Here is a 25803-nt window from a genome sequence, read left to right as displayed (position 1 = left end):
CACACGTGTAAACGCTTGCGGCCGATCCCAGGGTGGCGTCGTCCGACTCGGGGCACTCCATGTGGGGGAAGGAGCAGGGAGCTGATCCGGCTGCACGGTGCTGCGGCGGCGACGGCGCGTTAGCGTGGAACACGAGAGCGTCCTCGGGGGCGCCGGCGCCCGCGGTTCGTCGCGGCGCGCGGTCGGGCCCTGTGCCACCTCGGAGACAGTGACGGCAGAGAGGGGTCGGACGTGGACGCTGGACGAGGCACGCAGGACGGCAGCGCGGCGGGCCCGGACGCCGGGACGGCCGCGCCGGCCGAGGAGCTGGACGCGGCGGCGGAGCCCGCCCGTCTGGGACCGGGGGATCGCGCGCGGTCGTGGGACCGTCTCGCCTCCGAGCAGTTCGACGTCGTCGTCGTCGGCGGCGGGGTGGTCGGCACCGGGGCGGCGCTCGACGCCGCGACCCGCGGGCTGAAGGTCGCCCTCGTCGAGGCCCGTGACCTCGCCTCGGGCACGTCGAGCCGGTCGTCGAAGCTCTTCCACGGCGGGCTGCGCTACCTGGAACAGCTGGACTTCGCGCTGGTGCGCGAGGCCCTGCGGGAGCGCGAGCTGAGCCTGACCCGCCTCGCCCCGCACCTGATCAAGCCGGTCAGCTTCCTGTACCCGCTGACCAAGCACTGGGAGCGTCCGTACGTCACCGCGGGCGTCACGCTCTACGACACGATCGGCGGCAAGAGCTCGCTGCCGCACCAGAAGCAGCTGACCCGGTCCGGGGCGCTGCGGATGGCGCCGGCGCTCAAGCGCAGCGCGCTGGTCGGGGCGATCCGCTACTTCGACGCCCAGGCCGACGACGCCCGCCACACGATGATGGTGGGCCGCACCGCCGCCCAGTACGGCGCCGTCGTCCGCACCTCCACCCAGGTCGTCGAGTTCCTCCACGAGGTCGACCGGGTCGCCGGCGTCCGGGTGCGCGACGTCGAGACCGGTCGCGAGACCGACGTCCGAGCGTCCGTGGTGGTCAACTGCACCGGCGTGTGGACCGACCAGATGCAGCACGCCGCGGGGACCCGCGGCCGCTTCCGGGTCAAGGCCTCGAAGGGCGTGCACTTCCTCGTCGCCCGCGACAAGATCCCGTCGGACACCGGGATGATCCTGCGCACCGAGAAGTCGGTGCTGTTCGTCATCCCGTGGCGCAACCACTGGATCGTCGGCACCACCGACACCGACTGGAACCTCGACCTGGCCCACCCCGCGGCGACGCGCAAGGACCTCGACTACCTGCTCGAGCACGTCAACTCCGTGCTCGTGACGCCCCTGTCGCACGACGACATCGAGGGCGTCTACGCGGGTCTGCGGCCGCTGCTGGCCGGGGAGAGCGAGGAGACCTCGAAGCTCTCCCGCGAGCACGCCGTCTCCCGGGTCATGCCCGGTCTCGTCGCGATCGCGGGCGGCAAGTACACGACCTACCGCGTGATGGCCGCCGACGCGATCGACGCCGCAGCCGAGGACATCCCGAGCCGGGTCGCGCCCTCGGTCACCGACCGCGTGCCGCTCATCGGCGCGGACGGCTACTTCGCGCTGGTCAACCAGGCCGAGCAGCTCGGTCAGCAGCACGGGCTGCACCCGCACCGCGTGCGCCACCTGCTCGACCGCTACGGCTCGCTGCTGCACGGCCTGCTGGCCATGGGCGACGACGACCCGACGCTGCTCGAGCCGGTAAAGGCGTCGCCGGACTACCTGCGCGTGGAGATCGCCTACGCGGTCGCCTACGAGGGCGCCATACACCTCGACGACGTCCTCACCCGCCGCACCCGCATCTCCATCGAGTACGCCCACCGCGGCGTCGACTCGGCCGAGGCCGTCGGGGCGCAGATGGCGACCCTGCTGGGCTGGTCCGACGAGCAGCGCGACCTCGAGGTGAGCTCGTACATCGAGCGCGTGCAGGCCGAGCGCGAGTCGCAGTCGGTCGACACCGACGTCGAGGCCGACAAGCTGCGCGTCGCCGCCCCGGACCCGCGGGCCCCGAGGCTCGCGGCGCTCGGCACCGGCTGAGCCCGCCCCCCGGGGGAGCGAGGGTCACCCTCGCTGCGTCCTGCGCAGTCGAGGACGCCCTCGCTCCGGACGGGCGGGCCCCTCGCTCCGGACGGGCGGGCCCCTCGCTCCGGACGGGCGGGCACGGACCCCGGACGCCCGGCACTGGCTGCGGCCGGTGCCGGGCGCTGAGCTGTCGTTATGACGATCGCGAACCCCGCCGTGACCCTGCTCGCGGGTGTGCTCTCCGCGCTGCTCGCGGGGTTCTACCTCGCGTTCAGCGTGGTGATCATGCCGTCCCTCGCCCGCCTGCCCGACCGCGTGCTCGTGTCGGTGATGCAGACGATCAACCGGGTCATCGTCCGGCCGGCGTTCGTGGTGCTGTTCCTCGGCGCGCCCGGGGTGGCGATCGTGGCCCTGGTGTCGGCCCTGGTGACCGGCGCGCCGGTGCTCGCCGTCGCCGTGGGCGCCGCCGGGCAGGTCGCGTCGATCGTGACGACGGTGGCGGTGAACATCCCGCTCAACACCGCCCTCGACCGCGCGGACCCCGACGATGCCGGCGACATCGTCCGGGCCCGCGAGGCCTTCGAGCGTCCGTGGGTGCGCGCCCACCTCGTGCGCACGGCGTTCACCACCGTCGGCGCGGCGGCGCTCCTGCTCTGACGGATACGGACTCCGGCGGACCGGAGGGGCTCAGTGCCCCGCCACCGGCGCCGGCGTCGTCTCGTCGGTGCCGACGCTCTCGATGTCGGCGTCGGTCCGCTCCGATTTGGGCCGCACCATGAACGAGACGCCGACGGCGATCAGGCCGATGACCCCGGCGGCCATGAACGCGAGCCGGAGGCCGGCCGCGTCCGGCGATCCGGTGGCCGCCGTCGACCCGATGGCCGCGATGGTGACGAAGCCGGCCGTGCCCGCCGCGCCCGCGACCTGCTGGAGCGTCGTGAGGATCGCGCTGCCGTGCGAATAGAGGTGCTCCGGCAGCACCGAGAGCCCCTCGGTGAGCAGCGGCGTCATCATCAGGCCCAGCGACCCCATGAGCACCAGGTGCCCGGCGATGACCATCCACAGCGACGCCGAGGCACCCAGCGCGGCGAACAGCCACATCGACACCGCGAGCCCGATGGCGCCCGGGATGACGAGCGGTCGGGCGCCGACACGGTCGAACAGCCGGCCGACCGGACGGCCCATGAAGCCGAGCAGCAGACCGCCCGGCAGGACGGCGAGACCCGTGACGGCCGCGCTCACCCCGAGGACGTTCTGCAGGTAGATCGGCAGCAGGATCGCGCCCGCGCCCAGCAGCGTCATGAACAGCAGGGCCGACAGGATGATCGCGACGACGAAGGGCTTGTGGCCGAACGGCCGCAGGTCGAGCAGCGCCGACTCCGTCCGCTGCAGCCTCATCTGGCGCAGGACGAAGACGACCAGCGCCACGGAGCCGATGAGCAGGGCCGCCCACGGCGGGAGCGCGGCGTCACCGCCGTGCCCGAGCGTCGAGAACCCGTAGACGATGCCGCCGAAGCCCACCGCCGACAGGGCCACCGAGAGCAGGTCGAGCGGCGTCGACCGGGTCTCGCTGGACAACCTGAAGATCACGAAGCCGACGACGAGCGCGGCCACCGAGAGGGGCAGGACGCTCCAGAACATCCAGCGCCAGTCGAGCGAGGTGAGGATCAGCCCGCCGATGGTCGGCCCGATCGCGGGCGCGACGGCGATGACGATCGAGATCGTGCCCATCGTCGCGCCGCGGCGGTCGGCCGGGATCAGCTTCATGACCGAGGTCATGAGCAGCGGGATCATCACCGCCGTGCCGGTGGCCTGGACGATGCGGCCGGCGAGCAGCAGCGGGAAGCCGGGCGACAGCGCACAGATCAGCGTGCCGAGGCTGAACAGGGTCATCGCGGCGAGGAACACCTGGCGCGGCGTGAACCGCTGCAGGATGTAGCCGGTGGTCGGGATGACCACGCCCATCGTGAGCAGGAACCCGCTGGTCAGCCACTGCACCGTCGTGGCCGAGACGCCGAGGTCACCGGTGAGGTGCGGCAGCGCCACGCTGAGGATGGTCTCGTTGAGGATCATCACGAACGCCGAGACGACGAGCGTCATGATGATCACCATCGGCCGCGCGGACCCACCGGTGGTGCTGGGTCCTGCGGTGTCGGACCCGGCTGGGGTCTGGCCGGTCATCGTTCCCCCTCGGGGCGACGGCCGTGGCGGTCACGGCCGGTCTGGAAGAGCATCACACGGACCCCCGACAGGCGAGCGGTTTACGGACGGGCGGTGGCCGGGCGCGCAGCCACCCGGCCCCCGGCGAACGACGGCGTCAACGCCTGGTCGGACGATCGTGTTCCGGGATCGGGGGAGATTGCGCCGAGCGCGAACGCCTCACTGCTGGTGGCGGTGGGAGACGAACGCCACGGCGGCGATGACGATCGGGACGAGGAGGAAGACCCACGGGAACCGCCCGCCGCTCGCCGCGAAGAGCAGCGCGGCGGCGACCGGCGTCAGCATCGAGATCATGCCCGCGTGCCGGGCGACGGCGGCCCCGGTCGGCGCCACCAGCTCGGGCAGGTCCGGGGCCGCGGGTGGGCCGGTCGGCGTCGGGGCCGGCGCGGTGGGGGCGCCGGACGGGTAGGCCGGGTGCGGCTCGGGCAGGTCCCGGAACAGGGCGTCGAGCTGGGAGCGCGAGGCGGCCCGCGAGGCCGCGGCGCAGCGGCTGGCGTGCTCCTCGCGCTCGAGGCGACCGGCGCGTCGGTGCGCGTCCAGGGCCTCCATGGCGAGCTCGCGCTCGTGCGCCCCGACATCGGCCATGGAGCCAGTATGCGCCGGGCGAGAAGGATCAGCCCGCGTCGGGAATCTCGCAGATGACGACACCCTGGTTGACGCTGGCGCCGGCCTCGAGGGTGAGGCCGGTGACGACGCCGTCCTTGTGGGCGGTGACCGGGTTCTCCATCTTCATGGCCTCGACGACCACGACCAGGTCACCGGCGGCGACCGTGTCGCCCTCGGAGACCGCGACCTTGACGACGGTGCCCTGCATCGGGGCGGTGACCGCGTCGCCGGAGACCTTCGCGCCGCCGCCGGAGCGCTTGCGCGACTTCTTCTTCGGCGCCGCGCCGCGGCCGACGCCCCCGCCCCCGCCGATGGCGAGATCGCCGGGGAGCGAGACCTCGAGACGCTTGCCGCCGACCTCGACGACGACCGTCTGTCGCGGCGCGCTCTCGTCGTCCTCGGCCGGCTCGGCGGCTGCGAAGGGCTCGATCCGGTTGTCGAACTCGGTCTCGATCCAGCGGGTGTGGACCACGAACGACTCGGTGCCCTCGGGAGCCGTGAACGCCGGGTCCTCCAGCACCACGCGGTGGAACGGGATGACCGTCGGCAGGCCCTCCACGACGAGCTCGGCGAGGGCCCGGCGCGAGCGGGCGATGGCCTGCTCGCGGTCCTCGCCGGTGACGATGAGCTTGCCGACCATCGAGTCGAACTGCCCCCCGATCACCGTGCCGGTCTCGACGCCCGAGTCGACGCGGACGCCGGGGCCGTCGGGGGCGACGAAGCGGGTGACCGTGCCGGGCGCGGGCAGGAAGCCGCGTCCCGCGTCCTCGCCGTTGATCCGGAACTCGATGGAGTGCCCGCGCGGCGCCGGGTCCTCGGAGAACCGCAGCTCCTGGCCCGCGGCGATCCGGAACTGCTCGAGCACCAGGTCGATCCCGCTGGTCTCCTCGGAGACGGGGTGCTCGACCTGCAGGCGGGTGTTGACCTCGAGGAAGGAGATCGTCCCGTCCTCGCCGACGAGGAACTCGACGGTGCCCGCGCCCGAGTAGCCGGCCTCGACGCAGATGTCGCGGGCCGAGGTGTGGATGCGCTTGCGCTGCTCGTCGGACAGGAACGGCGCCGGCGCCTCCTCCACGAGCTTCTGGTGACGACGCTGCAGCGAGCAGTCGCGGGTGCCGACGACGATGCAGTGCCCGTGCTGGTCGGCGAGGACCTGCGCCTCGACGTGGCGCGGGCGGTCGAGGTAGCGCTCGACGAACGACTCGCCGCGCCCGAACGCCGACACCGCCTCGCGCACCGCGGCGTCGAACATCTCGGCGATCTCGTCGCGCTCGCGCGCCACACGCATGCCGCGCCCGCCGCCACCGAACGCGGCCTTGATGGCCACCGGCAGCCCGTGTTCGTCGGCGAACGCGATCACCTCGTCGGCGTCGGCCACCGGGTCCTTCGTGCCGGGTACGAGCGGTGCGCCCGAGCGCTCGGCGATCTTGCGGGCCGTGACCTTGTCGCCCAGGTCGCGGATCGCCTGCGGTGACGGCCCGATCCAGATCAGCCCGGCGTCGATCACGGCCTGCGCGAAGTCGGCGTTCTCGGAGAGGAAGCCGTAGCCGGGGTGCACCGCGTTCGCGCCCGAGTCGCGCGCGGCCTTCAGCAGCTTCTCGACGTCCAGGTAGGAGTCCGCCGCGGTCTCGCCGCCGAGCGCGAACGCCTGGTCGGCCATCCTCACGTGCGGGGCGTCGCGGTCCGGGTCGGCGTAGACGGCCACGCTGACCAGTCCCGCATCGGCGCACGCGCGCACCACCCGCACCGCGATCTCGCCACGGTTGGCGACGAGGACGGTGTGCAGCGGGTCGAACCCCGAGGGGGCGGACGCGGCCATCGAGAGACCTCCTGGGGATCGTCGCTGAGCCGGGGGCGGTCGGGGCAGTGTAGGGGCGGCCGGACGGTCGCCCGCCGGGGTCACTCTCTCGTACTCCACTCGCCTCCGTGGCGCCGCCGGGCGTGGTCATGACCACATGCGTGACCGCGGGGTGACCCTCTGTTCCCGGTGCCCGGGTGCGGATCACACCGGTCGCGCGGATACCGTCGGCGATCGATGAGGCCTTGGTGGTGGCGGTCCGTGGCCGCGTGCGTGTCCGTGCTGGTCCTCGCGGGCCTCGTCGCGGTGATCGCGGGCGCCGTCGGGGCCGACCGCTCGACCGCCTCGCGCCTCGCCGCGGAGGACGGTGCGGGGACGTCGGAGAGCGACGCCCCGCCCTCCCCGGCCGCGGCGACCGGTGCCGAGGAGCCCACCGAGCCGACCGATGCTCCTCCTGAGCCTTCCGAGCCCCCGGCCGAGCCGGTCGCCGGACCTGGGCCCGGGCGCGTCCCCGACGCGGGCACCACCACGACCCTGGCGGTCCTGCCCGGCTGGCGGGTGACGCCGACCCAGGACGTCGTCGAGGTGCCGCCCGGGCGCTTCGAGGGCGCGACGATCCTGCAGCGCGGCGCGGGCACCGTGGTCCTCGTCGGCCTGGCCGACCCCGAGCGGGTGCCGGCGCGGGTCGACCCGGCGCGGCCCGACCCCGCCCAGGAGGAGGCCCTTGCCGCCGAGGCGGGCCGGCTGGCCGACGCGTACGCCGACCTGCTCGCGCCGGGTGCCGAGACCGGCGCCCTCACCGACAACGACACGTCGATCGCGGACCTGCCCACCCGCACCTCGGTGCGCCGCGTCGAGGGCGGTGCGCTCGACGGCGCCCTGGTGCGCGTCAGCACCCTCGCCGCGCCGGGCCGCACCGTGACGGTGCTGGCGGTCGCGCGGCCGGCGCCGGACATCGACGCCGAGGGCGACGCCGCCGACGAGGTGGTGCGCTCCCTGCGCCTCGAGGATCCGGCGCCCGCGCCCTGACCGGTCCGAGTTCTAACCGGTGCGAGCCCAGAGGGCGTCGACGCCGATGCCGATCTCGGCGAGCAGGCGCCGGGTCAGCGGCAGGCTCAGGCCGATCACGTTCGAGGGGTCGCCCTCCACGCCCTCGACGAACCAGCCGCCGCGCCCGTCGAGCGTGAACGCGCCCGCCACGGCCAGCGGCTCGCCGGTGGCGAGGTAGGCCTCCAGCTCGCCGGTGGTCGGCACCCCGAAGGCGACGGCCGTCCGGGCGTGACCGATGACCTCCCGCCCGAGCTCGCCGCCGCCGACCGCGACCAGGGCGTGGCCCGTGAACAGCTCGGCGCTGCGGCCGGCCATCTGGTCCCAGCGCCCGCGGGCGGCGTCGAGGTCGCGCGGCTTGCCGACGAGCTCGCCCTCGAGGAACAGCATCGAGTCGGCGCCGATCACGACGCACTCCCGCTCGGTCGCGCCGACCCGGGCGGCCACGCTGCGGGCCTTCGCGAGCGCCAGCGCGGTGACGGTGTCGACCGGCTCGGCGTCCGCGCCCAACTCGGCGAGGAGCGCGTCCTCGTCGACGTCGGACACCTCGACCAGGGGTTCCACACCGGCCGCCCGCAGGATCGCGAGACGGGCGGGGGACGCGGAAGCGAGGACCAGACGCACGTCGCGGAACCCTACGTCGCGCCCTGGGGGCCGGCTGCGGTGCGGTCCGCGGGTGGCGTCGGCGAGTCGTCCCGGCCGCCGAGGTCGTCGTCGGACACCCGTGCAAGGACGGCCCGCCACGACGACGCCCAGCACTGATCAGGTCGGCGGATCGGCTCAGAACGTCGGGTTGTCGGGCAGGCGGCTGGTGCGGGGCGGCGCGCGACCGGGCGGGGGTCGGCCAGGCGTGGGCCGGCCGGTGCGGGCGTCATCCGGGTACGGATCGTCGGTCCAGATCGGCTCGTCCGACGCCAGCCCCTCCGGGGCGGTGCTCGAGCGGTACCGGCCCGGCGCCGGGTCCGGGACGTCGGGAACGACGCGGCGGGGCGGACGCTCGTAGGAGTGGCCGGTGGGGCTGGTCCAGACGAAGGTCCCCGCCTCGGGCTGGGCGAGGTGCCAGCCGGCCTCGTGCTTGACGCGGTGGTCGTGCCGGCAGGCCGGGTCGAGGTTCGCGCCGACCGTGAGCCCGTCGTCGACGACGGCGACCGTGTGGTCGATGTCCGAGGTCAGCGCCGACGCCCGACAGGGCGGGAACACGCACGTGCGGTCCCGCATCTGGATCCACCGGGCCAGCGCGGCGGGAGGGACGCGTCGTCGCGCCTCGTCGGGCGTGCGGGGCTCAGGTGGTCGCCACGCCCCGAGTTGCTCCTGGAGATCGGTCAGCATCGGGACCCAGGCTGGATGATCACGAAGGCGCAGCGCGCGGAGCTCGGACTCGCGGACGTGCAGCTCGACGACCGGGCGCGGCAGGGTCGGTGGAACGTCGCTCGGTGTCGTCGCGTACCCCGGGGGGCGGCGCGGGGTGAGGAGCGCGGCGGTCAATCGGCCCTCCTCGTCGGTGACCGCCACCCGCCACTCCGCTCCGCACAGCTGCCGAGCGAAGTTCCGCGCGAACGGCGCGTGGACGACCCCGTAGCCGGGCAGGAACCCGGGCTTCTCGTCGGCGCCGAGCAGGGTCAGCAGGCCGACCCGGAGCTCGATGCGCGACCGCCGCGTGCCGCCGCCCCGGGGGAGGGAGGGGGCCGTCGCGGTGCCGTCCGTCGCGGTGGCGTCCGGCTTCGCGTGGTCCGGCTCGGCACCTCGGGGTTGGGCGTCGGCGCGGTCGTCGGTGGGGTCGCCGGCGGGCGGGGGGCCGCCGACGTGCACCGGGGCCCGCCGACCGCGGGGATCGGTGGGGCACGCGTTCGCCGCGACGTGGGCCACGAGGGCGTCGTCGTCCCACCCCTCGGGGCGGGGGCTCAGCAGCGCGAGGTAGATGTCGGCGCGGATCGTGTCGATCAGCCCCGGGTGTCCGAGGGCCTTGGCGCGCAGGGCGAGCGCCTCGACGTGCGCGGTGGAGAGCGCCCCTGCGTCGAGCGGCAGGTCGAGCCCCGAGAGGTTGACCGTGCCCGACTCGGTGCGCCGCGCCCGCACCCGCCGCTGACGGCGCGAGTTCTCGTAGAGTCGCTCCGCCCAGAGGGGGTCGAGCGCGGTGGCCAGCTGCTGCAGGCGCTCGATCAGACCCGCGAGCGTCAGCCGGGGCGCCTCGGGCAGCACCCGGCGCACCACGCTCGCGGCGTGCTCCGCCGAGAGCGAGGACGTCCAGGTGACGCAGAGGCGTACCCGGTCGGTGTCGATCAGCCCCGCGTCCCAGGCGGCCCAGAGCTCGGGGATCGCCTCGATCGCGGTCTGGGCCTGGCCCAGGAGCTTCGACACCCGCGTGCGCGACTCGACCAGCGCGACCCGCAGTTCGTCGCCGCCGAACTCGCCGTAGCCCTCGCGGCGGCCGCCCGGCAGATCGGGATCGGCGAGCGCCGCCTCGCGGGCGGCGCGGGCGTACCGGGCCTCGTGGTGCGAGAGCTGGCGGCGCCATGCGAGCGCGAGCGTCACGGCGTCGTGCGGCGACACGGCCCGCGGATCGACCTGCTCCAACAGGACGCCCAGCGTCGCGCCGGGTGGGGTCGTGGCGATCCCCTCCGGCAGCGATGCGAACACCTGTTCGACCATGCTCCGACACTAGCGGGGACCCCCGACACCGACGGCCCGTTCCGGGAAGACGGCCGGCGTCAGGCCATGTACCCCGGCGCGGCCGAGTGGATCACGGGTGCGCGACCCGCCGGCTGCTCCCAGTCCTCCTGGCGGCCGAGAGCGGTGAGGTCGAGCAGGTCGTAGGCCTGCATCATCACCTCGACCCCGCGCCCGTAGGTCGAGTAGGTGTGGAACACCTCGTCGCCCTCGCGCAGGAACGTGCTGATCCCGGGCTGCTCGCCCACGTGGTCGACCAGCCAGGCCCACTCGTCGGTGGCGGCCAGCTCGTCGGCGTCCCGGTAGTTGTAGTGCGCGGGCGCGACGGCCGGGTCGAAGGAGACGTGGAAGTCGTAGTTGAAGGTGCTGCCCTCGGACGAGAACCAGGGGAACGTCCAGCCCCGGGCCGCGGCGACGTCCTCGAGCATCGGGTAGGGCGCCCGCGACACGGCGGCGAACGCGGTGTCGCGCCGGGCGAGGTGGTCGCGGGTGCCCGCACTCGTGTCGCGGGCCATCCCGCTGCAGCTGCCGCAGGGCGCGTCCCAGTCCGGGGCGAACATGAGGTGCTGGAGCACGAGCTGGCGGTGGCCCGCGAACAGGTCGAGCAGTCCGACCTCGCCCTCGGCGCCCATGAAGCGGTAGTCCTCCTCGACGCGGACCATCGGCAGCGCCCGCCGGTCGGCGTGCAGCGCGTCCCGCGCCCGGCTGAGCTCCTTCTCCCGCTCCAGCAGCGACCGGCGCGCGGCCACCCACTCGTCGCGGGAGACCACCTGTGGAAACGCCATCGTGCCCACCTCGTCCGATCGAGTTGCGTGACGCAACGACGGTAGGGGCGCGACTTGCATCACGCAAGCGCTAGAGCTGCAGGACCGCCTGGACGTCGAGGTGGATCTGGATCGTCGAGCCGACGACGGGCACGCCGCGGGCGACCATCTGCTGCCAGTTCAGGGTGAAGTGCTCACGGTGCAGCGAGGTGCTGGCCGTGGCGCCGATCCGTGTGCCGTTCCAGGTCTGGGTGCCCAGATAGGTCGTGTCGAGCCGCACGTCGTTGGTGCGCCCACGGATCGTCAGGTCGCCGTCGATGGTCCAGGAGTTGCCCGATCGCACGACGAAGCGTGTGCTGGAGAACTGCAGCTGCGGGTGCTCGTCGACGGCGAGGAAGTCCTGGGAGCGCAGGTGGGCGTCGCGCTGGGGATTGTGGGTCTCGATGCTGGCCGCGTCGATGACGACGTCGATGCTCGAGTCCTCGATGGCCTCGGCGATCTGGATCGACCCGCGGAACCGCGTGAACTGCCCGTAGACGCGGGAGAGCGCGATATGGCGCGCCACGAACCCGAGCCGGCTGTGGGCGTCGTCGATCACCCACTCGCCGGGTGACGGGCGCGTGCTGCCCTGGTCGGCGTTGAGGATCAGGGCGCCGAGCGCGGCGTGCTCACCACGCCCGACGATGAGGTCGCGGGTCAGGGCGCTGTAGCCGCCGAGGCTCGCGCGCAGCGTGTACGAGCCGCTGGGGACGGCGGCGGTGTAGAAGCCGAACGGATCGGTGGGCGACTCGGTGACCACCCGTCGCAGGCCTTCGCTCTCGACGATCGTGACCGTCACCCCCGGGAGGGGGCGGCCCTCGACGTTGCGCAGCTGGAGGCTGACGAGCCCGCCGGTGGGCGGGATCGGCATGAGGGCGTGGTCGGAGTCGCGATACGACTCGCCCCCGATCGGTGTGCGACGTCGTCGGCGCAGCAGGGCCATCAGGTCACCGGCCCGCTCTCATCGGGGCCGGGCGGAGGCGCGCCAGCCGCCGGGGCCGGGGTGGACGGAGCCGCGGACGAGGTCGACGCGACGCGCCCATCCCGAGGTCGGGGTGGGCTCCGGGGGCTCGTCGCCCCCGCCGCCCGCCGCGGCCAGCACGGCCGTCAGCGCCGCCAGCTCCGCCGCGTCGGGCTCGCCGCGCACGATCCGCAGGGTCGGACGGGACGGAGCGTCGTCGTCGCTCACAGCCACACCTCCGCGTTCGCTGCGCTCACAGCCACATCTCCACGTTCGCTGCGCTCACAGCCACACCTCCGCGTTCGCTGCGCTCACAGGGGCACGTTCCCGTGCTTGCGCGGCGGCAGCGTCTCGCGCTTGGTCTCGAGCATCCGCAGCGAGCGGGCCACGTACCCGCGGGTGTGCGACGGGGGCACGACGGCGTCGACGTACCCGCGCTCGGCCGCGACGTACGGGTTGGCCAGCGTGTCCTCGTACTCCTGCTGGAGCTCGGCGCGGCGGGCCTCGACGTCGCCGCCGGAGTCGGCCACCTTCGAAAGCTCCTTGCGGTACAGGATGCTGACCGCGCCGGACGCCCCGGTGACCGCGATCTGCGCGGTGGGCCAGGCGATGTTGACGTCGGCGCCGAGGTGCTTGGAGCCCATGACGTCGTAGGCGCCGCCGTAGGCCTTGCGGCAGATGACCGTGACCAGCGGGACCGTCGCCTCGGCGTACGCGTAGATCAGCTTCGCGCCGCGCCGGATGATCCCGTTGTACTCCTGGTCGGTGCCGGGCAGGAATCCCGGGACGTCGACGAAGGTGAGCACCGGGATGTTGAACGTGTCGCAGGTGCGCACGAACCGCGCGGCCTTCTCGCTGGCCCCGATGTCGAGGCAGCCGGCGAGCTGCGTCGGCTGGTTGGCGACGATGCCCACGGGGCGGCCCTCGACGCGCCCGTAGCCGGTGACCATGTTGGCCGCGTAGAGCGCCTGGACCTCGAGGAAGTCGCCGTCGTCGACGACGCGGGTGATCGCCTCGCGGATGTCGTAGGGCTGGTTGGGCGAGTCGGGCACCAGCGTGTCGAGCTCGAGGTCGGTCTCGGTGATCCCGTCCGGGACCGAGCCCGACTCCTCCTCGCCCGCGATGCGCGGCGGGTCGGTGAGGTTGTTCGACGGCAGGTAGCTGAGCAGCTCCTGGACGTAGGAGATCGCGTCGTCCTCGTCGGAGGCCAGGTAGTGCGCGTTGCCCGAGGTGGCGTTGTGGGTGCGGGCGCCGCCGAGCTCCTCGAACCCCACGTCCTCGCCCGTCACGGTCTTGATCACGTCCGGGCCGGTGATGAACATGAAGGACGTCTCGTCGACCATGATCGTGAAGTCGGTGAGCGCCGGGGAGTACACCGCGCCACCGGCCGCCGGGCCCATGACGAGCGAGATCTGGGGGATGACCCCCGAGGCGTGCACGTTGCGCCGGAAGATCTCGCCGTAGAGCCCGAGGGCGACGACGCCCTCCTGGATGCGCGCGCCGCCGCCGTCGTTGATGCCGACGACGGGGCAGCCGATCTTCATGGCGACGTCCATGACCTTGACGATCTTCTCGCCGTAGACCTCGCCGAGCGCCCCGCCGAAGACGGTGGCGTCCTGGGAGAACACGCACACCGGGCGGCCGTCGATGGTGCCCTGGCCGGTGACGACCCCGTCGCCGTAGGGGCGGTTCTGCTCGAGGCCGAAGTTGGTGGACCGGTGCCGGGCCATCGCGTCGAACTCGAGGAACGAGCCCTCGTCGAGCAGCAGGTCGAGTCGCTCGCGGGCCGTCTTGCGGCCCTTGGCGTGCTGACGCTCGACGGCGCGCTCGCTGCCGGCGTGGATGACGTCGTCCTGGCGCCGGTGCCAGTCGGCGAGCTTGCCCGCCGAGGTGTGGATGTCCGGCTCGCCCGAGGCGTCATCCGGCTCCGGCAGCGGCTCCGTCGCGGCGGTCATGGCCCGGCACTGTAGCGACCGGCTCCGACACGGCCCGGCTTCGTGCCGTTGAGGTGATCAGCGGCACTACGGTGCGCGCGTGGCACCCGGACCGCTGGACCAGGACGCGCTGCGTCACGCCGTGGGCCCGCCCACCGGGCCGTGGGCGTCGCTCGACGTCGTCGCGCGCACCGGCTCGACGAACGCCGACCTGCTCGCGCGCGCCTCCGGCCCGGACGCGGCTCCCGACCGCACCGTGCTGGTCGCCGAGCACCAGGACGCGGGACGTGGTCGGCGCGACCGCGTGTGGTCCGACCGCGCGGGGGAGGGTCTGACCTTCTCGATCCTGCTGCGCCCGCGCGAGGTGGCCGTCGAGCGGTGGGGCTGGGCGCCGCTGCTGGCCGGGCTCGCGCTCGTCGAGGCGGTCGACCGGGTCACGGGCGGGGAGGTGCCCGCGGCGCTGAAGTGGCCCAACGACCTGCTGCTCGGCACCGACGCCGCGAAGGGCGCCGGGATCCTCGCCGAGGTCGGCGGGGGACGGGACGACGACCGGACGCTCGTCGTGGGCATCGGGCTCAACGTCGGCACCGCGGTCGCCGATCTGCCCGCCGGGGCGACGTCGTTGGCCGCGGAGGGCTTCGGGCACCTCGACCGGGAGGCCGTGCTCGTCGCGGTCCTGCGCGCGCTGGCCGACCTCGACGCCCGCTGGCGCGGTGCGCACGGCGACGTCGTCGCGGCCGGCATCGTCGAGGACTACCGGGCGCGGTGCGCGACGCTCGGGCGCGAGGTGACCGTGACGCTGCCCGGCGGGCGGGTCCTCGACGGCCGGGCCGTCGACGTCGACCGCGACGGGCGCCTGGCCGTGAGGGAGCCCGGGGGCGACACGACCGTGGTGTCGGCGGGCGACGTGGTCCACGTGCGGCCCGCGGCTCGTTAGCCTCTGGCGCATCCCCGGCGACGGCCGGGCGGGTCGAGGGGGTGCGCGTGGCCTACCCCGACGCGGTGCTGCGCCGTGGCGAGCACGTGCTCGCCCACCGTCGGCCGCACTGGCGCATGCTGCTCGTGCCCGCGGTGGTCCCGCCCGTCGCGGTGTTCCTCGCCGCGTTCCTCGCCGCGCTCGCGGGATCGATCCCCACCGGATCCACCCGCACCGCCGTGCGCCTGGCGCTCGTGCTGCTCGCGGTGATCGCCATCGTCTGGCTCGCGGTGCTCCCGCTGGTGCGCTGGCGCTGCACGCACCTCGTCGTCACCGACCGGCGGCTGCTCGTGCGGGAGGGCGTGCTCTCCCGGGAGAGCGTGGTCGTGCCCGGCGCGACGATCACCGACGTGCGCACCCGCCGGACCTCGGTCCTGGGGGCGGGCACGCTGATCGTGTCCACGGCGGGGACCCGGGAGCCCTGGGAGTTCGTCGGTCTGGGCGACGTCGAGCGTCTGGCCTCGCTCGTCGAGGGCGTCGCCGACGAGCGGGGCGGCCTGGCCCTGGCCGAGGCGGACGACGACTGGGGGTCCTGGCCGTCGGACCCGGAGGACCCGGGGGACACGGAGGACACGGACGGTCCGGAGGCTCTCGAGGACGGGAGCGACGACGACCTCGAGGAGCCGGCCGGGGAGGCCGCGCCGGTCAGGCGGGGTCGGTGGCGCCGTCGCGCCGCCCGAACATCCCGGTGAAGCGGGAGCGGAAGACGACGGCCTCCGGCTCGGCCCTGGTCAGCGTGCCCGTGAGGGTGATGAGCCCGAGCTGCGGGCGACTCGCCGACACGCGGGCGGCGACCACCTCCATCGTCGCGTCCAGCCGGTCGCCCGGGAACACCGGCGCCGGCCAGGCGATCTCGTCGCCGCCCGGGGAGCCCAGCGACGCCGACCGGGACAGCAGGGCGTCGACGTAGCACCGCATCCACAGCGAGGCGGTGAACCAGCCCGAAGCGCACAGCCCGCCGAACAACGACGCCGTCGCGGCGTCCTCGTCGACGTGGAAGGGCTGTGGGTCGAAGCGGCGGTTGAACGCGAGCATCTCGTCGCGGTCGACGACCACCGAGCCCAGCGCGATGCGCCGACCGGCGGGCAGGTCCTCGAAGTACACCTCGGGGTCGGGCACGGGGGGATGGTGCCACCGGACGTCCGCGACGACCCGACGGAACCGTTCGGGCCCCGGCTGCGTCGGACCCCGTGTGCGAGCCGGTGAGCTGGCGGGGTGGCTGGCCGCGGCCGGGGTGGCCGACGCGGCCGTCAGCGTGGACGCGGAGGCCGATCGGGCGTGGTGCGTGCGCGCCGTGGCCGCCGAGGACGGGACCGCGGACGGGACCGCGGACGGGACCTGGGAGGTGTTCTGGTGCGAACGGGGTGGACGGTTCGAGTGGACGCGGTTCGACGACGAGTCGGCCGCCTGCTTCTCGCTGTTCGGGCGGCTGGTGTGGGCGCGGCTCGCCGCGTCCGGCTAACGGTCCGGCGTCAGGATCGCGAGGGCCGCCTCGTGCAGGTGCCCGTTGGTCACCAGGGCGTCGCCGCCGTCGCAGCGGACGGCGCCGGTGAGATCGGTCAGGCGCCCGCCGGCCTCCTCGACGATCACCTGGGCGGCGGCGAGGTCCCAGGTGTTGGCCCCGGGGTCCACGGCGACGTCGATCAGGCCCTCGGCCACCAGGCAGTGGTGCCAGAAGTCGCCGAAAGCGCGGCTCTCCCAGCACGCCTGCGTCAGGGCGAGCCAGCGGTCCTGGAGTCCGATGGTGCGCCAGTGGTCGAGGTCGGTGGTGGACGCGTAGGCGTCGGCGAGGTCGCCGACGCCGGACACCCGGATGCGCTCGTCCTCCACCCCGCGGGCGGGGTCGGCGGTGTGGGCGCCGGCGCCGGTGGCGGCCCACCACCGCCGCCCGAGGGCCGGCGCGGACACGACGCCGACGGTGGGACGGCCGTCCTCGACGAGGCCGATGAGTGTCGCCCACACCGGCACGCCGCGGGAGAAGTTCTTGGTGCCGTCGATCGGGTCGAGCACCCACACGCGGCCCGCCCCGAGCTCGCCACCGCGTTCCTCGCCCAGCACGGCGTCGTCGGGGCGGTGGTCGGCGATCACCGACCGCAGGCGGTCCTCGCACGCGGTGTCGGCGTCGGTGACGGGCGTGCGGTCGGGCTTGCGCTCGACGCGCAGGTCGGCCGCCCGGAAGCGCGGCAGGGTCACCGCGTCGGCGGTGTCGGCGAGGGCCAGGGCGAGGGCGAGGTCGTCGGAATGTCCGCCTCGTCCGCCTCGTCCGCCTCGTCCGCCTCGTCCGTCCGTGGGGCTCATGGCGGGCGATCGTGCCAGCAGACGCCGACCACCGGTCTACTGTGGCGACGTGACCACGGTGCTGCTCGTCGAGGACGACGCGGCGATCGCCGGACCCCTGTCCCGGGCGCTGCAGCGCGAGGGCTACGAGGTCGACGTCGTCGGCGACGGTCAGGCCGCGCTCCACCGCGCGGGTGCGGCGGGGCCGGACCTGATGGTGCTCGACCTCGGCCTGCCCGGCATGGACGGCCTCGAGGTCTGCCGGCGCGTGCGCGTCGACCAGCCGGATCTCCCGGTCCTCATGCTCACGGCGCGCACCGACGAGGTCGACTTCGTCGTCGGGCTCGACGCGGGCGCGGACGACTACGTGGGCAAGCCCTTCCGGTTGGCCGAGCTGCTGGCCCGGGTGCGGGCGCTGCTGCGACGCCGGGCCCCGGAGGTGCTGGACGCTGGCGGGGTGCGGCTCGAGCCGTCGGCGCGCCGGGTCACCGTCGACGGGGTCGAGGTCGGGCTCGCGAACAAGGAGTTCGAGCTCCTGCGGGTGCTCATGGCGCACGCCGGACAGGTGGTCACCCGCGAGGAGATCCTGCGCGAGGTGTGGAACGACCCGGAGATGAAGACCTCGAAGACCCTCGACATGCACATGTCGTGGCTGCGGCGCAAGCTCGCCGACGAGGGCGGCACCGGGGCGGGCGGCGGCCGTCGCATCAGCACGGTGCGCGGCGTCGGGTTCCGCTTCAACACCTAGGTCGTCCCGCGTGCGCCGTCGGATCCTGATCTCCACGCTCATCGTCGTCACCATCACGGTGGCGGTGCTGGGCGGGCCGCTGGCGCTCACCACGTGGCGGCTGGTGGAGGACTTCACCCGCGCGGACATCAACTCCCGGCTGCGCCAGGTGGTCGCGACGCTGGACACGCAGGTCTCGGCCGACCGGCCGGTGGACCTCAGCGCGGTGGGCATCGCGGTGCCGCCGGGCGGGTCGCTGGTGGTGCGCACGCCGCGCGGGGTCAGCACGCTGGGCGTTCTCGAGCCCGGCGCCACGGTCAGCGAGACGCTGCCGTTCGGCCTGTCCGGCTCGGCGGTGCTCTCGGAGCCGATCACGGAGATGCGCAACCGCCAGCTGCAGGCGACGGCGCTGGTGCTGGCCGCGGTGCTGCTGTCGGTGGGCGTGGGTGCGGTCGTCGCGACGCTGACCGCCCGGCGTCTCGCGGACCCGCTGCAGCAGGTGGCGGGACGGGCGGCCCGGCTCGGTGCGGGCGACTTCCGGCCCGCGCCCCACCGCCACGGCATCCCCGAGCTGGACCGGGTCTCCGACGTCCTGGACTCCTCGGCCACCGCGCTCGCCGAGCTCCTCCAGCGCGAGCGCGAGCTCGTGGGCGACGTGTCCCACCAGCTCCGCAGCCGGTTGACCGCGCTGCAGCTGCGCCTCGACGAGCTCGCCGCCCACCCCGACGACGACGTGGCCGGCGAGGGGGCGGCGGCCCTCGAGCAGGCCGAACGTCTCGCCGAGGTGCTCGACGAGCTGCTCGCGTCCGCCCGCGAGGCGCGCGCCGCGGGGGCGGCGCCGGTCGAGGTGTCGGGCGAGCTGGAGGCGGTGGCCGCCGAGTGGCGCGACCCGCTGCGCGCCGAGAGCCGCACGGTGCGGGTGCGGGCGCCGGAGGGGCTGGTCGCGCGCGCCACGTCCGGGCGGCTGCGTGAGGCGCTGGGGGTGCTCGTCGACAACGCCCTGCGCCACGGGCGGGGGACGGTCACGCTCGCGGCGCGGCTCTCGGACAACGACATGATCGTCGTCGAGGTCGGCGACCACGGGGACGGCGTCCCGCCGGAGCTCGCCCCGCACGTCTTCGACCGCGGGGTCTCGGGGGCGGCGTCCACGGGGGTGGGACTCGCGCTGGCCCGCGCGCTCGTCGAGGCCGATGGCGGGCGCCTCGAGCTCGCGCGCACCAGGCCGGCGACCTTCGCCGTGTTCCTGCCCGTACCGCGCACCGACCGCACCGTCGCCGCCCCGCGCCCGCTGCCCACGACGGGACCGCGGTAGAGGGCCCGGCCGGGAGATCCGCAGGCCGGCAGGCACGTACGAGGCGGATCTCGCGTGTCCTTCGCCCCGGTGACCTCCGGGCGTGGCTGATCCCCGGCGGCGCCCCCGGGACGGCGTCAGCCCGAGCCGCGAGGACCTCCCGGCACGCGCCGGAGGGGCTTCAGCGGGGGCGGTGGTGGCGCACGAGCGCCACGGTGACCTCGGTGAGGTCCTCCGCGTCGAGCTCCTGGCGTCGGCCGTCGGCCTCGGCGCGCGCCCGTCCGGCGGGGTACGGGCCGTAGGTGTCGGCGGCGCCGGTGACGGGATCGAGGACGAGGACCATGAGGCCGTCGCAGTGTTCGAGCTCGTCGGGTTCGAACAGAGGATCCGTGGTCGCGGGCCGGCCGGCGGGCCGACGGGGGCACGGCAGTCTGGGCACAGCAGGTCCTCCTCCGCGTCCTGGTGTCCCGAACCACCCGACCGACCGGTCGGGAGCGCGGTACCGAAGGTATCAAGAACCTTGCGTTTCCTTCCGCGATCGGGCGGTGACCGGCCCCTGGTCGGAGACCGACGGTCGTCGAGTGGCGACCGTGCGATGACCGGCGCCTCCGTCGGGGCCAGCCCGGTGCCCCGATCGGGCCCCGGGGCGATCACGACGGGCGAGGCCCCGGGCCCAGCCCGACCTCAGCGCAGCGGGCCGACCTCAGCGCAGCGGGCCGACCTCGTCGGGGAACACCCAGCGCCGGAACGCCCACCACCGGAAGACCATGGCGAGCAGGGTGCCGATGATCTGGGCACTGACCAGGTCGGCCACGTGCTCGGTGAGCGCCGACACTGCGGGCTGCGCGAGGTCGAGCACGTAGCGGGAGACCCCGAGCGGGGCGGCGTTGATGCCCAGCGCCACGCCGGCCACCGCGAAGTAGAGGAGGGCCTCGTGCGGGCGGCCGCGGCCCCCGCGGAGGCGGAACGACCACTCGCGGTTGAGGACGTACCCGACGATCGTCGCCACGAGCACCGCGACGACCTTGGCGGTGACGGGCTTGGGCTCGAGCACCGTCGACTTGGCGGTGACGAACACCGCGGTGTCCACGACGAACGTGATCGCCCCGACGGCCGCGAACTTGAAGAGCTCGCCGTGACGCTCCGCGAGCCGGCCGAGCCACCCCTGTCGTGGCCATGCCCGCAGCAGCGGCACGCCGCGCGTCCGGTGCTCGGTCATCGACGCGAGTCTAGTGACGCCTCCCGCTCCGCACGGCCGATCGGGCAGACCAGGCCCGCGGATCCCAGCACCGGCAGGCGGGTCGTCACGGTGCAGTCGGGCGCGTCCGCCCGGCGGCTGCGCTCCGGGGCGGGGACCACCAGTGCCGCGCCGGAGGCGCGCGCCGCGGACTCCCCGTCCGGCCCTGCCGCCATCGCCGGCGCGGACCGAGCGGGGGAGCGCGCTGGGATCCGGTCCGAGGAACGCGTCGGAGTCCGCTCGGCGGCCCTCGGGGTCGGGTCCGACGACGACCTCGCAGTGGCGCGTCCCGACCCCGGGGACACGGCTCCCGCGGAGACCATCGCCGTGACCCGGCCCCCGGTGCCCCCGGCGCCCCCCGCCTCCCCGGCGCCCCCCGCCTCCCCGGCGCCGGCACCGGCCCCGGGGTCGGCGAGATCGGGCACGGCCAGGGCGGGATCGTGGGGGGCTGGCGGCGGGGACACCGGGGGCGCGACCGGCACCCCGGGCAGCCGCGGCGGCAGCAGCGCGAGCGGCGGCAGGGCGAGGCCGGGGGCGGCCTGCGGCGGCGACGCCGGTGGCTCGACGACGTCGCCGACGACGAACGCGGCGACGCTCACCACGCCCGCGAGGCCGAGGGCGCCGGCGACACCGATCCGGGTCGGCGCGGCCGGGCGCGGCGCGGCGGTGATCCCGGTGAGCGCCCCGAGCACGCCCAGCGCGCCACCCCCGGCGACGGCGAGCTCGCCCGTGCTCGCGTCGAAGGCCAGGGGGCCGGTGGAGCCGCGGGAGGCCAGGTAGCCGACGAGCCCGGCGCCGAGCACGAGCGGCGCCACGACGGAGCGGATCATGCCGGCGTTGACGTCGCGCAGCTCGTCGGCGAGCGCGCGGCACTCGTCGCACTCGGCCAGGTGCGCCTCGACCCGCTGCGCCTCCCGGCGGGCGAGCCCGCCGCGGGTGTAGGCGCCGAGCTTCTCGCCGGTCTCGCGGTGCCGCCGGTCCCACCGCCCGGAACCGGACGCGAGGTGCTCCTGCAGGTAGGCCTGCCGCAGCCCCTCCCGCGCGCGGTAGCCCAGCGCGGAGACGGCGTTGGGGGTCAGGCCGAACAGCGGCGCGATGTCGGCCGGGCTGTCGCCCTCGACCTCGATGTGCCAGAGCACCGCCTGCCAGCGCTCGGGCAGCGTCGTGAACGCCCGCGCGGCGAGGGTCCGCTCGAACCCCGCGAGCGCGGGGTCGGTGAACGGGACGATCGTGCCGTCGGGGTCGATGCCGTGGACGTCGGCGATGTCGTCGGTGAGGTCCAGGCGACGCTCGGCGCGGCTGCGGTCGTAGGCGAGGTGCCGCACCGAGGTCAACAGGTACGCCCGGAACGCCTCGGTGGGCCCGCGGCCGGCGCGCAGGATCTCGAGCAGGCGTGTGAACGCGCCCGCCACGAGGTCGTCGGCGTCCGCGGGGGAGCGGGCGAGCTGGCGGGCCAGGGCGCGCGCGGCCTCCTGGTGGCGCCCGTAGAGCGTCGCGAAGGCGTCGGTCGAGTCCCGGTCCGCGCCGCGGCCGCGCAGGCGGGCGATGAGCTCGGCGTCGCTGCGCAGGTCCTCCCCGGGACGTCCGCCGGTGTCGGCAGCGGCGTCGGCAGCGGCCTCCGCACGGGCGTCGGCACTGCCGTCGGCGGGGTCGGAGGCGTCACCGACCTGCCCGTCGTCCTGCGGCATCGCCCCTGACCACCCCCCTCACCCGTCCGGCGCAGTCTGTCCTGCAGCGATCGGCCGAACCGGTGACCGTCACCGTCATGGGCGACGTCCCCGCGCGTCTCCTCCCCGTGGACCTCACGCGAGGCCTACGACGGCACGCAGCAGAACGACGAACGCCGGAGGTCGGCGCGGGGATGGACGCCAGGACGAACACGGGTGGCCCGGCGGGCAGCGGGCCCGGTCGCGGCGCGGTGGACGGGGCGGCCCCGCGACCCGGGCGTGCGGCCGCGCTGCGCGAGCGGTGGTTCGCGTGCAGCTGCGCGCTGGGCTGGGGCGCAGCCGCCGAGTGGCCCGACCCGGCGGTGGACGCGGTGTGCGCCGTGGTCACCGCCCGCCATCCCGGCGGCACGGCCGCCCGCGACCGCGCGGTGGAGCGGGCCCTCGCCCGGTGGGCGGGTGCCCGGGCCGGCGCGGGCGTCGGGCTGGCCGAGACCCTCACCGACCTCGCCGCCCTCAACACCGCGGTCTCCGGGGGCGGCTCCGACACGCCGGGACGGGACGATCCGACGGCGTCGGCGCTCGACGTGGCCCCGCCCGGTCGCGGGCCCGACGGCGTGCGGCTGCTGCGCGCGGTCTCGGTGGCCTGGACCGACGTGGCCTGCGGCGACCTCGCCGAGACCGCCGCCGTCGACCCTCTCTCGGGGCTCGCGAGCGTCCGCTACCTGCGGACCCGGCTGGCCGAGATCTACCGCGCCGCCCGCGCCCACGGCCACGCCGCGGGCGAGGAGCACGCGCTGGTGGTCCTCGCGCTCGACGTCCGCGACTGGCGGCGCGTCGCGCCGCTCACGATCGCCGGGGAGGCGGCCGGGGTCGTGTTCGACGCCGGCGAGTCGATCGCGGTCGTGGGGCGCGGCACGGTGGTCGTCCTCGCCCCGCGCGGCGGCCTCGCCGAGCGTGCGGCGGTGCTGCGCCGCCTGCTGGGGCGCAGGCTCGCCGCCGCCGAGGGCATGGTCGGGACGCCCTCGGTGCGGATCGCGCGCCTGCCCGCCACCCACGACGGTGCCTGCGCGCTGCTCGAGCGGCTGCGTGACGAAGGCCCCGACGAGCCGGGCCCTGACGAGCCGGGCCCAGCAGAGGTCTGAGCAGCGCGTACTGTCTCCCGACCGTGGACGAGCGCACCGGCCTGCCCGTGGTGACCATGATCGGCGCCGGTCAGCTGGCGCGGATGACGCACCAGGCGGCGGTGGCCCTCGGGCAGTCGCTTCGGGTGCTGGCGGCGGGCCCCGACGAGCCCGCGGCGCTGGTGGCGCCGGACGTCCTGCTGGGCGACCACCGCGACCTCGACGCCCTCCGCAAGGCCGGCGCCGGCGCCGAGGCGATCACCTTCGACCACGAGCACGTGCCCGGCGAGCACCTCCGCGCCCTGGTCGAGGAGGGTCACACCGTCCACCCCGGCCCCGACGCGCTGCTGCACGCCCAGGACAAGCTCGTCATGCGCACCCGGCTCGCCGAGCTCGGGGAGCCGGTGCCCCCGTTCGCCGCGGTGTCGGGCCCCGAGGACGTCCTGACCTTCGCCGCCGACCACGGCTGGCCGGTGGTGCTCAAGGCGGTGCGGGGCGGCTACGACGGGCGCGGCGTGTGGGTCCTCGACGACGCCGAGCAGGCGCGGAGCACCGTCGACGAGCTGCTGGCCGCCGGCACCCCGCTCATGGTCGAGCAGCGGGTGGCCCTGCGCCGCGAGCTCGCGGCCCTGCTGGCGCGCTCGCCGTTCGGACAGGCGGCCGTGTGGCCGATCGTCGAGACCGTCCAGGAGCAGGGCATCTGCACCGAGGTGCTCGCCCCCGCACCGGGGCTCGACCCGGAGCGCGCCGAGGAGGCCGGCGAGCTCGCCCTGCGCGTCGCCGCGGCGCTCGGCGTCGTCGGGCTGCTCGCGGTGGAGCTCTTCGAGACCGAGGAGGGGCTGCTCGTCAACGAGCTCGCCATGCGCCCCCACAACTCGGGCCACTGGACGATCGAGGGCTCGGTGACCTCGCAGTTCGAGCAGCACCTGCGCGCGGTGCTCGACTACCCGCTCGGCGCGACGTCGACCACCGCGCCGGTCACCGTGATGGCCAACGTCCTCGGCGGCGACCCGACGCCCGCGATGCGCACCGACGAGCGTCTGCACCACACCTACGCGCGGTTCCCCGACGCGCGCGTGCACCTCTACGGGAAGGCCGAGCGTCCCGGCCGCAAGATCGGCCACGTGACCGTGCGCGGGGACGACCTCGACGAGGTGCGCACCCGCGCCCGCCTCGCCGCCGACCACCTCTCCACCGGCGTGTGGAGCGACGGATGGACAGCGCATGAGTGAGACGATCCCGCCCGTCGCCGTCGTCATGGGCAGCGATTCCGACTGGCCGACGATGAGCGCCGCCGCGACCGCGCTCGACGAGTTCGGCGTGGGCTGGGAGGCGCGGGTGCTCTCGGCGCACCGCACCCCGCGCACGATGCTCGACTGGGCCGGCGCCGCCGCGGGCCGCGGCGTGCGGGTGGTCATCGCGGGCGCGGGCGGGGCGGCGCACCTGCCCGGCATGGTCGCCTCGGCCACCGTGCTGCCGGTGATCGGCGTGCCGGTGCCGCTCGCGCACCTCGACGGCATGGACTCGCTGCTCTCGATCGTGCAGATGCCCGCCGGCGTGCCCGTCGCGACGGTGTCCATCGGCGGGGCGCGCAACGCGGGGCTGCTCGCGGTGCGCATCCTCGGCGCGTCGGACCCGGAGCTCGCCCGGGCGATGGAGCGCTTCCAGGCCGGGCTCGCCGAGACCGTCGCCACCAAGGACGCCGCGCTCGCGGCCCGCGCCCGCGGTGAGGCCCAGGGGTGATGGGCCCCGGGGTGAGCATCAGCGAGGGTCCAGCGGCTCCGTGAGGTAGCGCTGGATCGTCCGGCCGTACACCCCGACGAGGGTCTCGCGGTCGGCGGCGGCGAGCTCGGGCAGCGCGAGGATCTGGCGGGCCATCAGGATCCCGACGATCTGCGAGGCGCAGAGGTCGGCGCGCAGGCGCGGTCGGTCGGCCTCGATGGCGGCCGCCACGCGGTCGAGGATCGCCTCGCCGAGGAACTCCCGCATCATCCTGGCCGCATCGGGGTGACCGACGGCCGAGCGCACGAGCCCGAGCATCGGATTGGCCTCGCCGAGCTCGTCGACCAGCCCGAGCAGGAACCGGACCAGCCGCTCGCCCAGCCCGTCGATCCCGGGCCCGACGATGTGGGGCACGACGTCCGCCGGGTTGATCGGGAACTCCATGGCGGCCACGAACAGCGCCTGCTTGGTGCCGAAGAAGTGCATGACCAGCGAAGGGTCGACGCCCGCGTCGCCGGCGATGGCCCGCACCGTGGCCGAGCGGAACCCCTCCGAGCTGAACCGGCCGCGCGCCGCGTCGAGGATCGCCTCCCGGGTGCCGGAGTCGCCGGGGCGTCGCCCCCGCCGGGCGGACCCCCTCGTGTCGGTCACGTGCCCGACCCTACCCGTTTTTCCACACCCGTTGATTTCGTGCGCGGACGCGCGCACACTCGGATTCAACAGACGTTGA

26 protein-coding genes are annotated in these 25803 nt (G+C 74.9%); 11 read left to right on the top strand and 15 right to left on the bottom strand.

Annotation, left to right across the window (positions count from 1 at the left end; translation table 11 throughout):
• Positions 1-306: 306 nt before the first annotated feature.
• Complete coding sequence (locus PH189_RS15290; RefSeq protein WP_274189839.1) at positions 307-2034, top strand: glycerol-3-phosphate dehydrogenase/oxidase; 1728 nt, start codon at positions 307-309, stop codon at positions 2032-2034.
• A 180-nt stretch (positions 2035-2214) separates the two neighbouring features.
• On the top strand, positions 2215-2676 hold the full coding sequence (locus PH189_RS15285; protein ID WP_274189665.1) for an anthrone oxygenase family protein: 462 nt from the start codon (positions 2215-2217) through the stop codon (positions 2674-2676).
• Positions 2677-2706: 30 nt separating this feature from the next.
• Here the strand turns inward: PH189_RS15285 and PH189_RS15280 are convergent, their stop codons facing one another.
• The 3 genes from PH189_RS15280 to PH189_RS15270 all read right to left on the bottom strand — a co-directional run bounded on the left by PH189_RS15280 (position 2707) and on the right by PH189_RS15270 (position 6664).
• Positions 2707-4119 (bottom strand): MDR family MFS transporter, encoded by a 1413-nt coding sequence (locus PH189_RS15280; RefSeq protein ID WP_378015000.1) that lies wholly within the window; start codon positions 4117-4119, stop codon positions 2707-2709.
• A 279-nt stretch (positions 4120-4398) separates the two neighbouring features.
• Positions 4399-4824 (bottom strand): DUF1707 domain-containing protein, encoded by a 426-nt coding sequence (locus tag PH189_RS15275; RefSeq protein ID WP_274189664.1) that lies wholly within the window; start codon positions 4822-4824, stop codon positions 4399-4401.
• A gap of 28 nt (positions 4825-4852) precedes the next feature.
• The gene (locus PH189_RS15270; RefSeq protein WP_274189663.1) at positions 4853-6664 is read right to left on the bottom strand and encodes an acetyl/propionyl/methylcrotonyl-CoA carboxylase subunit alpha; all 1812 of its coding nucleotides are present in this window, start codon (positions 6662-6664) and stop codon (positions 4853-4855) included.
• A 240-nt stretch (positions 6665-6904) separates the two neighbouring features.
• Between PH189_RS15270 and PH189_RS15265 the strand changes: the two genes are divergently transcribed.
• Positions 6905-7672, top strand: a complete 768-nt coding sequence (locus tag PH189_RS15265) for a hypothetical protein (RefSeq protein WP_274189662.1) — start codon at positions 6905-6907, stop codon at positions 7670-7672.
• Positions 7673-7684: 12 nt separating this feature from the next.
• Here PH189_RS15265 and PH189_RS15260 read toward each other — a convergent pair whose 3' ends face one another.
• The 6 genes from PH189_RS15260 to PH189_RS15235 all read right to left on the bottom strand — a co-directional run bounded on the left by PH189_RS15260 (position 7685) and on the right by PH189_RS15235 (position 14076).
• A complete protein-coding gene (locus PH189_RS15260) occupies positions 7685-8314 on the bottom strand; it encodes a Maf family protein (protein WP_274189661.1) in 630 nt (209 codons plus the stop codon).
• 156 nt (positions 8315-8470) lie between these two features.
• Positions 8471-10339: an HNH endonuclease signature motif containing protein gene (locus tag PH189_RS15255; protein ID WP_274189660.1), complete on the bottom strand. Its 1869-nt coding sequence runs from the start codon at positions 10337-10339 to the stop codon at positions 8471-8473.
• A 59-nt stretch (positions 10340-10398) separates the two neighbouring features.
• Entirely contained in the window at positions 10399-11142 is a 744-nt protein-coding gene (locus tag PH189_RS15250) for a DUF899 domain-containing protein (RefSeq protein WP_274189659.1), read from the bottom strand.
• Positions 11143-11212: 70 nt separating this feature from the next.
• Positions 11213-12103, bottom strand: a complete 891-nt coding sequence (locus PH189_RS15245) for a YceI family protein (protein ID WP_274189658.1) — start codon at positions 12101-12103, stop codon at positions 11213-11215.
• A gap of 18 nt (positions 12104-12121) precedes the next feature.
• Positions 12122-12349: an acyl-CoA carboxylase epsilon subunit gene (locus PH189_RS15240; RefSeq protein WP_378014999.1), complete on the bottom strand. Its 228-nt coding sequence runs from the start codon at positions 12347-12349 to the stop codon at positions 12122-12124.
• 83 nt (positions 12350-12432) lie between these two features.
• Positions 12433-14076, bottom strand: a complete 1644-nt coding sequence (locus PH189_RS15235; RefSeq protein WP_274189656.1) for an acyl-CoA carboxylase subunit beta — start codon at positions 14074-14076, stop codon at positions 12433-12435.
• A gap of 79 nt (positions 14077-14155) precedes the next feature.
• Between PH189_RS15235 and PH189_RS15230 the strand changes: the two genes are divergently transcribed.
• Positions 14156-14992 carry a biotin--[acetyl-CoA-carboxylase] ligase gene (locus PH189_RS15230; protein WP_274189655.1) on the top strand — a complete coding sequence of 279 codons (837 nt, stop codon included), beginning with the start codon at positions 14156-14158 and terminating at the stop codon, positions 14990-14992.
• Between the two features lie 47 nt (positions 14993-15039).
• Entirely contained in the window at positions 15040-15723 is a 684-nt protein-coding gene (locus tag PH189_RS15225; RefSeq protein ID WP_274189654.1) for a PH domain-containing protein, read from the top strand.
• On the opposite strand, the gene PH189_RS15220 is transcribed toward PH189_RS15225, so the two are convergent.
• Positions 15677-16150 carry a MaoC family dehydratase gene (locus tag PH189_RS15220; protein WP_274189653.1) on the bottom strand — a complete coding sequence of 158 codons (474 nt, stop codon included), beginning with the start codon at positions 16148-16150 and terminating at the stop codon, positions 15677-15679. The genes PH189_RS15225 and PH189_RS15220 overlap by 47 nt on opposite strands.
• Positions 16151-16223: 73 nt before the next feature.
• Here PH189_RS15220 and PH189_RS15215 point away from each other — a divergent pair, with 73 nt between their 5' ends.
• Positions 16224-16493 (top strand): hypothetical protein, encoded by a 270-nt coding sequence (locus PH189_RS15215; RefSeq protein WP_274189652.1) that lies wholly within the window; start codon positions 16224-16226, stop codon positions 16491-16493.
• Here the strand turns inward: PH189_RS15215 and hisN are convergent.
• Positions 16490-17329, bottom strand: coding sequence for a histidinol-phosphatase (gene hisN, locus PH189_RS15210; protein ID WP_274189651.1), 840 nt, complete (start codon positions 17327-17329; stop codon positions 16490-16492). The two genes, PH189_RS15215 and hisN, sit on opposite strands and share 4 nt — an antisense overlap.
• 49 nt (positions 17330-17378) lie before the next feature.
• Between hisN and PH189_RS15205 the strand changes: the two genes are divergently transcribed.
• Positions 17379-18056: a response regulator transcription factor gene (locus PH189_RS15205; RefSeq protein ID WP_274189650.1), complete on the top strand. Its 678-nt coding sequence runs from the start codon at positions 17379-17381 to the stop codon at positions 18054-18056.
• A 10-nt stretch (positions 18057-18066) separates the two neighbouring features.
• On the top strand, positions 18067-19347 hold the full coding sequence (locus PH189_RS15200; protein WP_274189649.1) for an ATP-binding protein: 1281 nt from the start codon (positions 18067-18069) through the stop codon (positions 19345-19347).
• A 160-nt stretch (positions 19348-19507) separates the two neighbouring features.
• Here PH189_RS15200 and PH189_RS15195 read toward each other — a convergent pair whose 3' ends face one another.
• From PH189_RS15195 to PH189_RS15185, 3 genes are all read right to left on the bottom strand, one after another.
• The gene (locus PH189_RS15195; protein WP_274189648.1) at positions 19508-19765 is read right to left on the bottom strand and encodes a hypothetical protein; all 258 of its coding nucleotides are present in this window, start codon (positions 19763-19765) and stop codon (positions 19508-19510) included.
• Positions 19766-20029: 264 nt separating this feature from the next.
• Positions 20030-20545, bottom strand: coding sequence for a GtrA family protein (locus PH189_RS15190; RefSeq protein WP_274189647.1), 516 nt, complete (start codon positions 20543-20545; stop codon positions 20030-20032).
• Positions 20542-22251: a sigma-70 family RNA polymerase sigma factor gene (locus tag PH189_RS15185; protein ID WP_274189646.1), complete on the bottom strand. Its 1710-nt coding sequence runs from the start codon at positions 22249-22251 to the stop codon at positions 20542-20544. Before PH189_RS15185 ends, PH189_RS15190 begins: the two co-directional genes overlap by 4 nt.
• Positions 22252-22424: 173 nt before the next feature.
• Between PH189_RS15185 and PH189_RS15180 the strand changes: the two genes are divergently transcribed.
• Genes PH189_RS15180 through purE form a run of 3 tightly spaced genes read left to right on the top strand, consistent with a single transcriptional unit; the run spans position 22425 to position 25094 of the window.
• Positions 22425-23372: a GGDEF domain-containing protein gene (locus tag PH189_RS15180; protein ID WP_274189645.1), complete on the top strand. Its 948-nt coding sequence runs from the start codon at positions 22425-22427 to the stop codon at positions 23370-23372.
• 23 nt (positions 23373-23395) lie between these two features.
• Entirely contained in the window at positions 23396-24583 is a 1188-nt protein-coding gene (locus PH189_RS15175; protein ID WP_274189644.1) for a 5-(carboxyamino)imidazole ribonucleotide synthase, read from the top strand.
• Positions 24576-25094 (top strand): 5-(carboxyamino)imidazole ribonucleotide mutase, encoded by a 519-nt coding sequence (purE, locus tag PH189_RS15170; protein ID WP_274189643.1) that lies wholly within the window; start codon positions 24576-24578, stop codon positions 25092-25094. The genes PH189_RS15175 and purE overlap by 8 nt, the downstream gene beginning before the upstream one ends.
• Positions 25095-25112: 18 nt before the next feature.
• On the opposite strand, the gene PH189_RS15165 is transcribed toward purE, so the two are convergent.
• Positions 25113-25724 carry a TetR/AcrR family transcriptional regulator gene (locus PH189_RS15165; protein WP_274189642.1) on the bottom strand — a complete coding sequence of 204 codons (612 nt, stop codon included), beginning with the start codon at positions 25722-25724 and terminating at the stop codon, positions 25113-25115.
• Positions 25725-25803 lie beyond the last annotated feature (79 nt).

Origin of the sequence: Actinomycetospora chibensis (assembly GCF_028737215.1) — a bacterium.
Classification (GTDB): domain Bacteria; phylum Actinomycetota; class Actinomycetes; order Mycobacteriales; family Pseudonocardiaceae; genus Actinomycetospora; species Actinomycetospora chibensis.
The sequence above is the reverse complement of the archived record's forward strand: the minus strand, read 5'-3'. Positions and strand labels throughout refer to the sequence as shown.

Coding starts and splice junctions, on each gene's coding strand:
- PH189_RS15285 (WP_274189665.1), top strand. CDS start 2,215: ATGACGATCGCGAACCCCGCCGTGACCCTGCTCGCGGGTGTGCTCTCC.
- PH189_RS15280 (WP_378015000.1), bottom strand. CDS start 4,119: ATGACGCTCGTCGTCTCGGCGTTCGTGATGATCCTCAACGAGACCATC.
- PH189_RS15275 (WP_274189664.1), bottom strand. CDS start 4,824: ATGGCCGATGTCGGGGCGCACGAGCGCGAGCTCGCCATGGAGGCCCTG.
- PH189_RS15270 (WP_274189663.1), bottom strand. CDS start 6,664: ATGGCCGCGTCCGCCCCCTCGGGGTTCGACCCGCTGCACACCGTCCTC.
- PH189_RS15255 (WP_274189660.1), bottom strand. CDS start 10,339: ATGGTCGAACAGGTGTTCGCATCGCTGCCGGAGGGGATCGCCACGACC.
- PH189_RS15250 (WP_274189659.1), bottom strand. CDS start 11,142: ATGGCGTTTCCACAGGTGGTCTCCCGCGACGAGTGGGTGGCCGCGCGC.
- PH189_RS15245 (WP_274189658.1), bottom strand. CDS start 12,103: ATGGCCCTGCTGCGCCGACGACGTCGCACACCGATCGGGGGCGAGTCG.
- PH189_RS15235 (WP_274189656.1), bottom strand. CDS start 14,076: ATGACCGCCGCGACGGAGCCGCTGCCGGAGCCGGATGACGCCTCGGGC.
- hisN (WP_274189651.1), bottom strand. CDS start 17,329: ATGAGCCCCACGGACGGACGAGGCGGACGAGGCGGACGAGGCGGACGA.
- PH189_RS15190 (WP_274189647.1), bottom strand. CDS start 20,545: ATGACCGAGCACCGGACGCGCGGCGTGCCGCTGCTGCGGGCATGGCCA.
- PH189_RS15185 (WP_274189646.1), bottom strand. CDS start 22,251: ATGCCGCAGGACGACGGGCAGGTCGGTGACGCCTCCGACCCCGCCGAC.
- PH189_RS15180 (WP_274189645.1), top strand. CDS start 22,425: ATGGACGCCAGGACGAACACGGGTGGCCCGGCGGGCAGCGGGCCCGGT.
- purE (WP_274189643.1), top strand. CDS start 24,576: ATGAGTGAGACGATCCCGCCCGTCGCCGTCGTCATGGGCAGCGATTCC.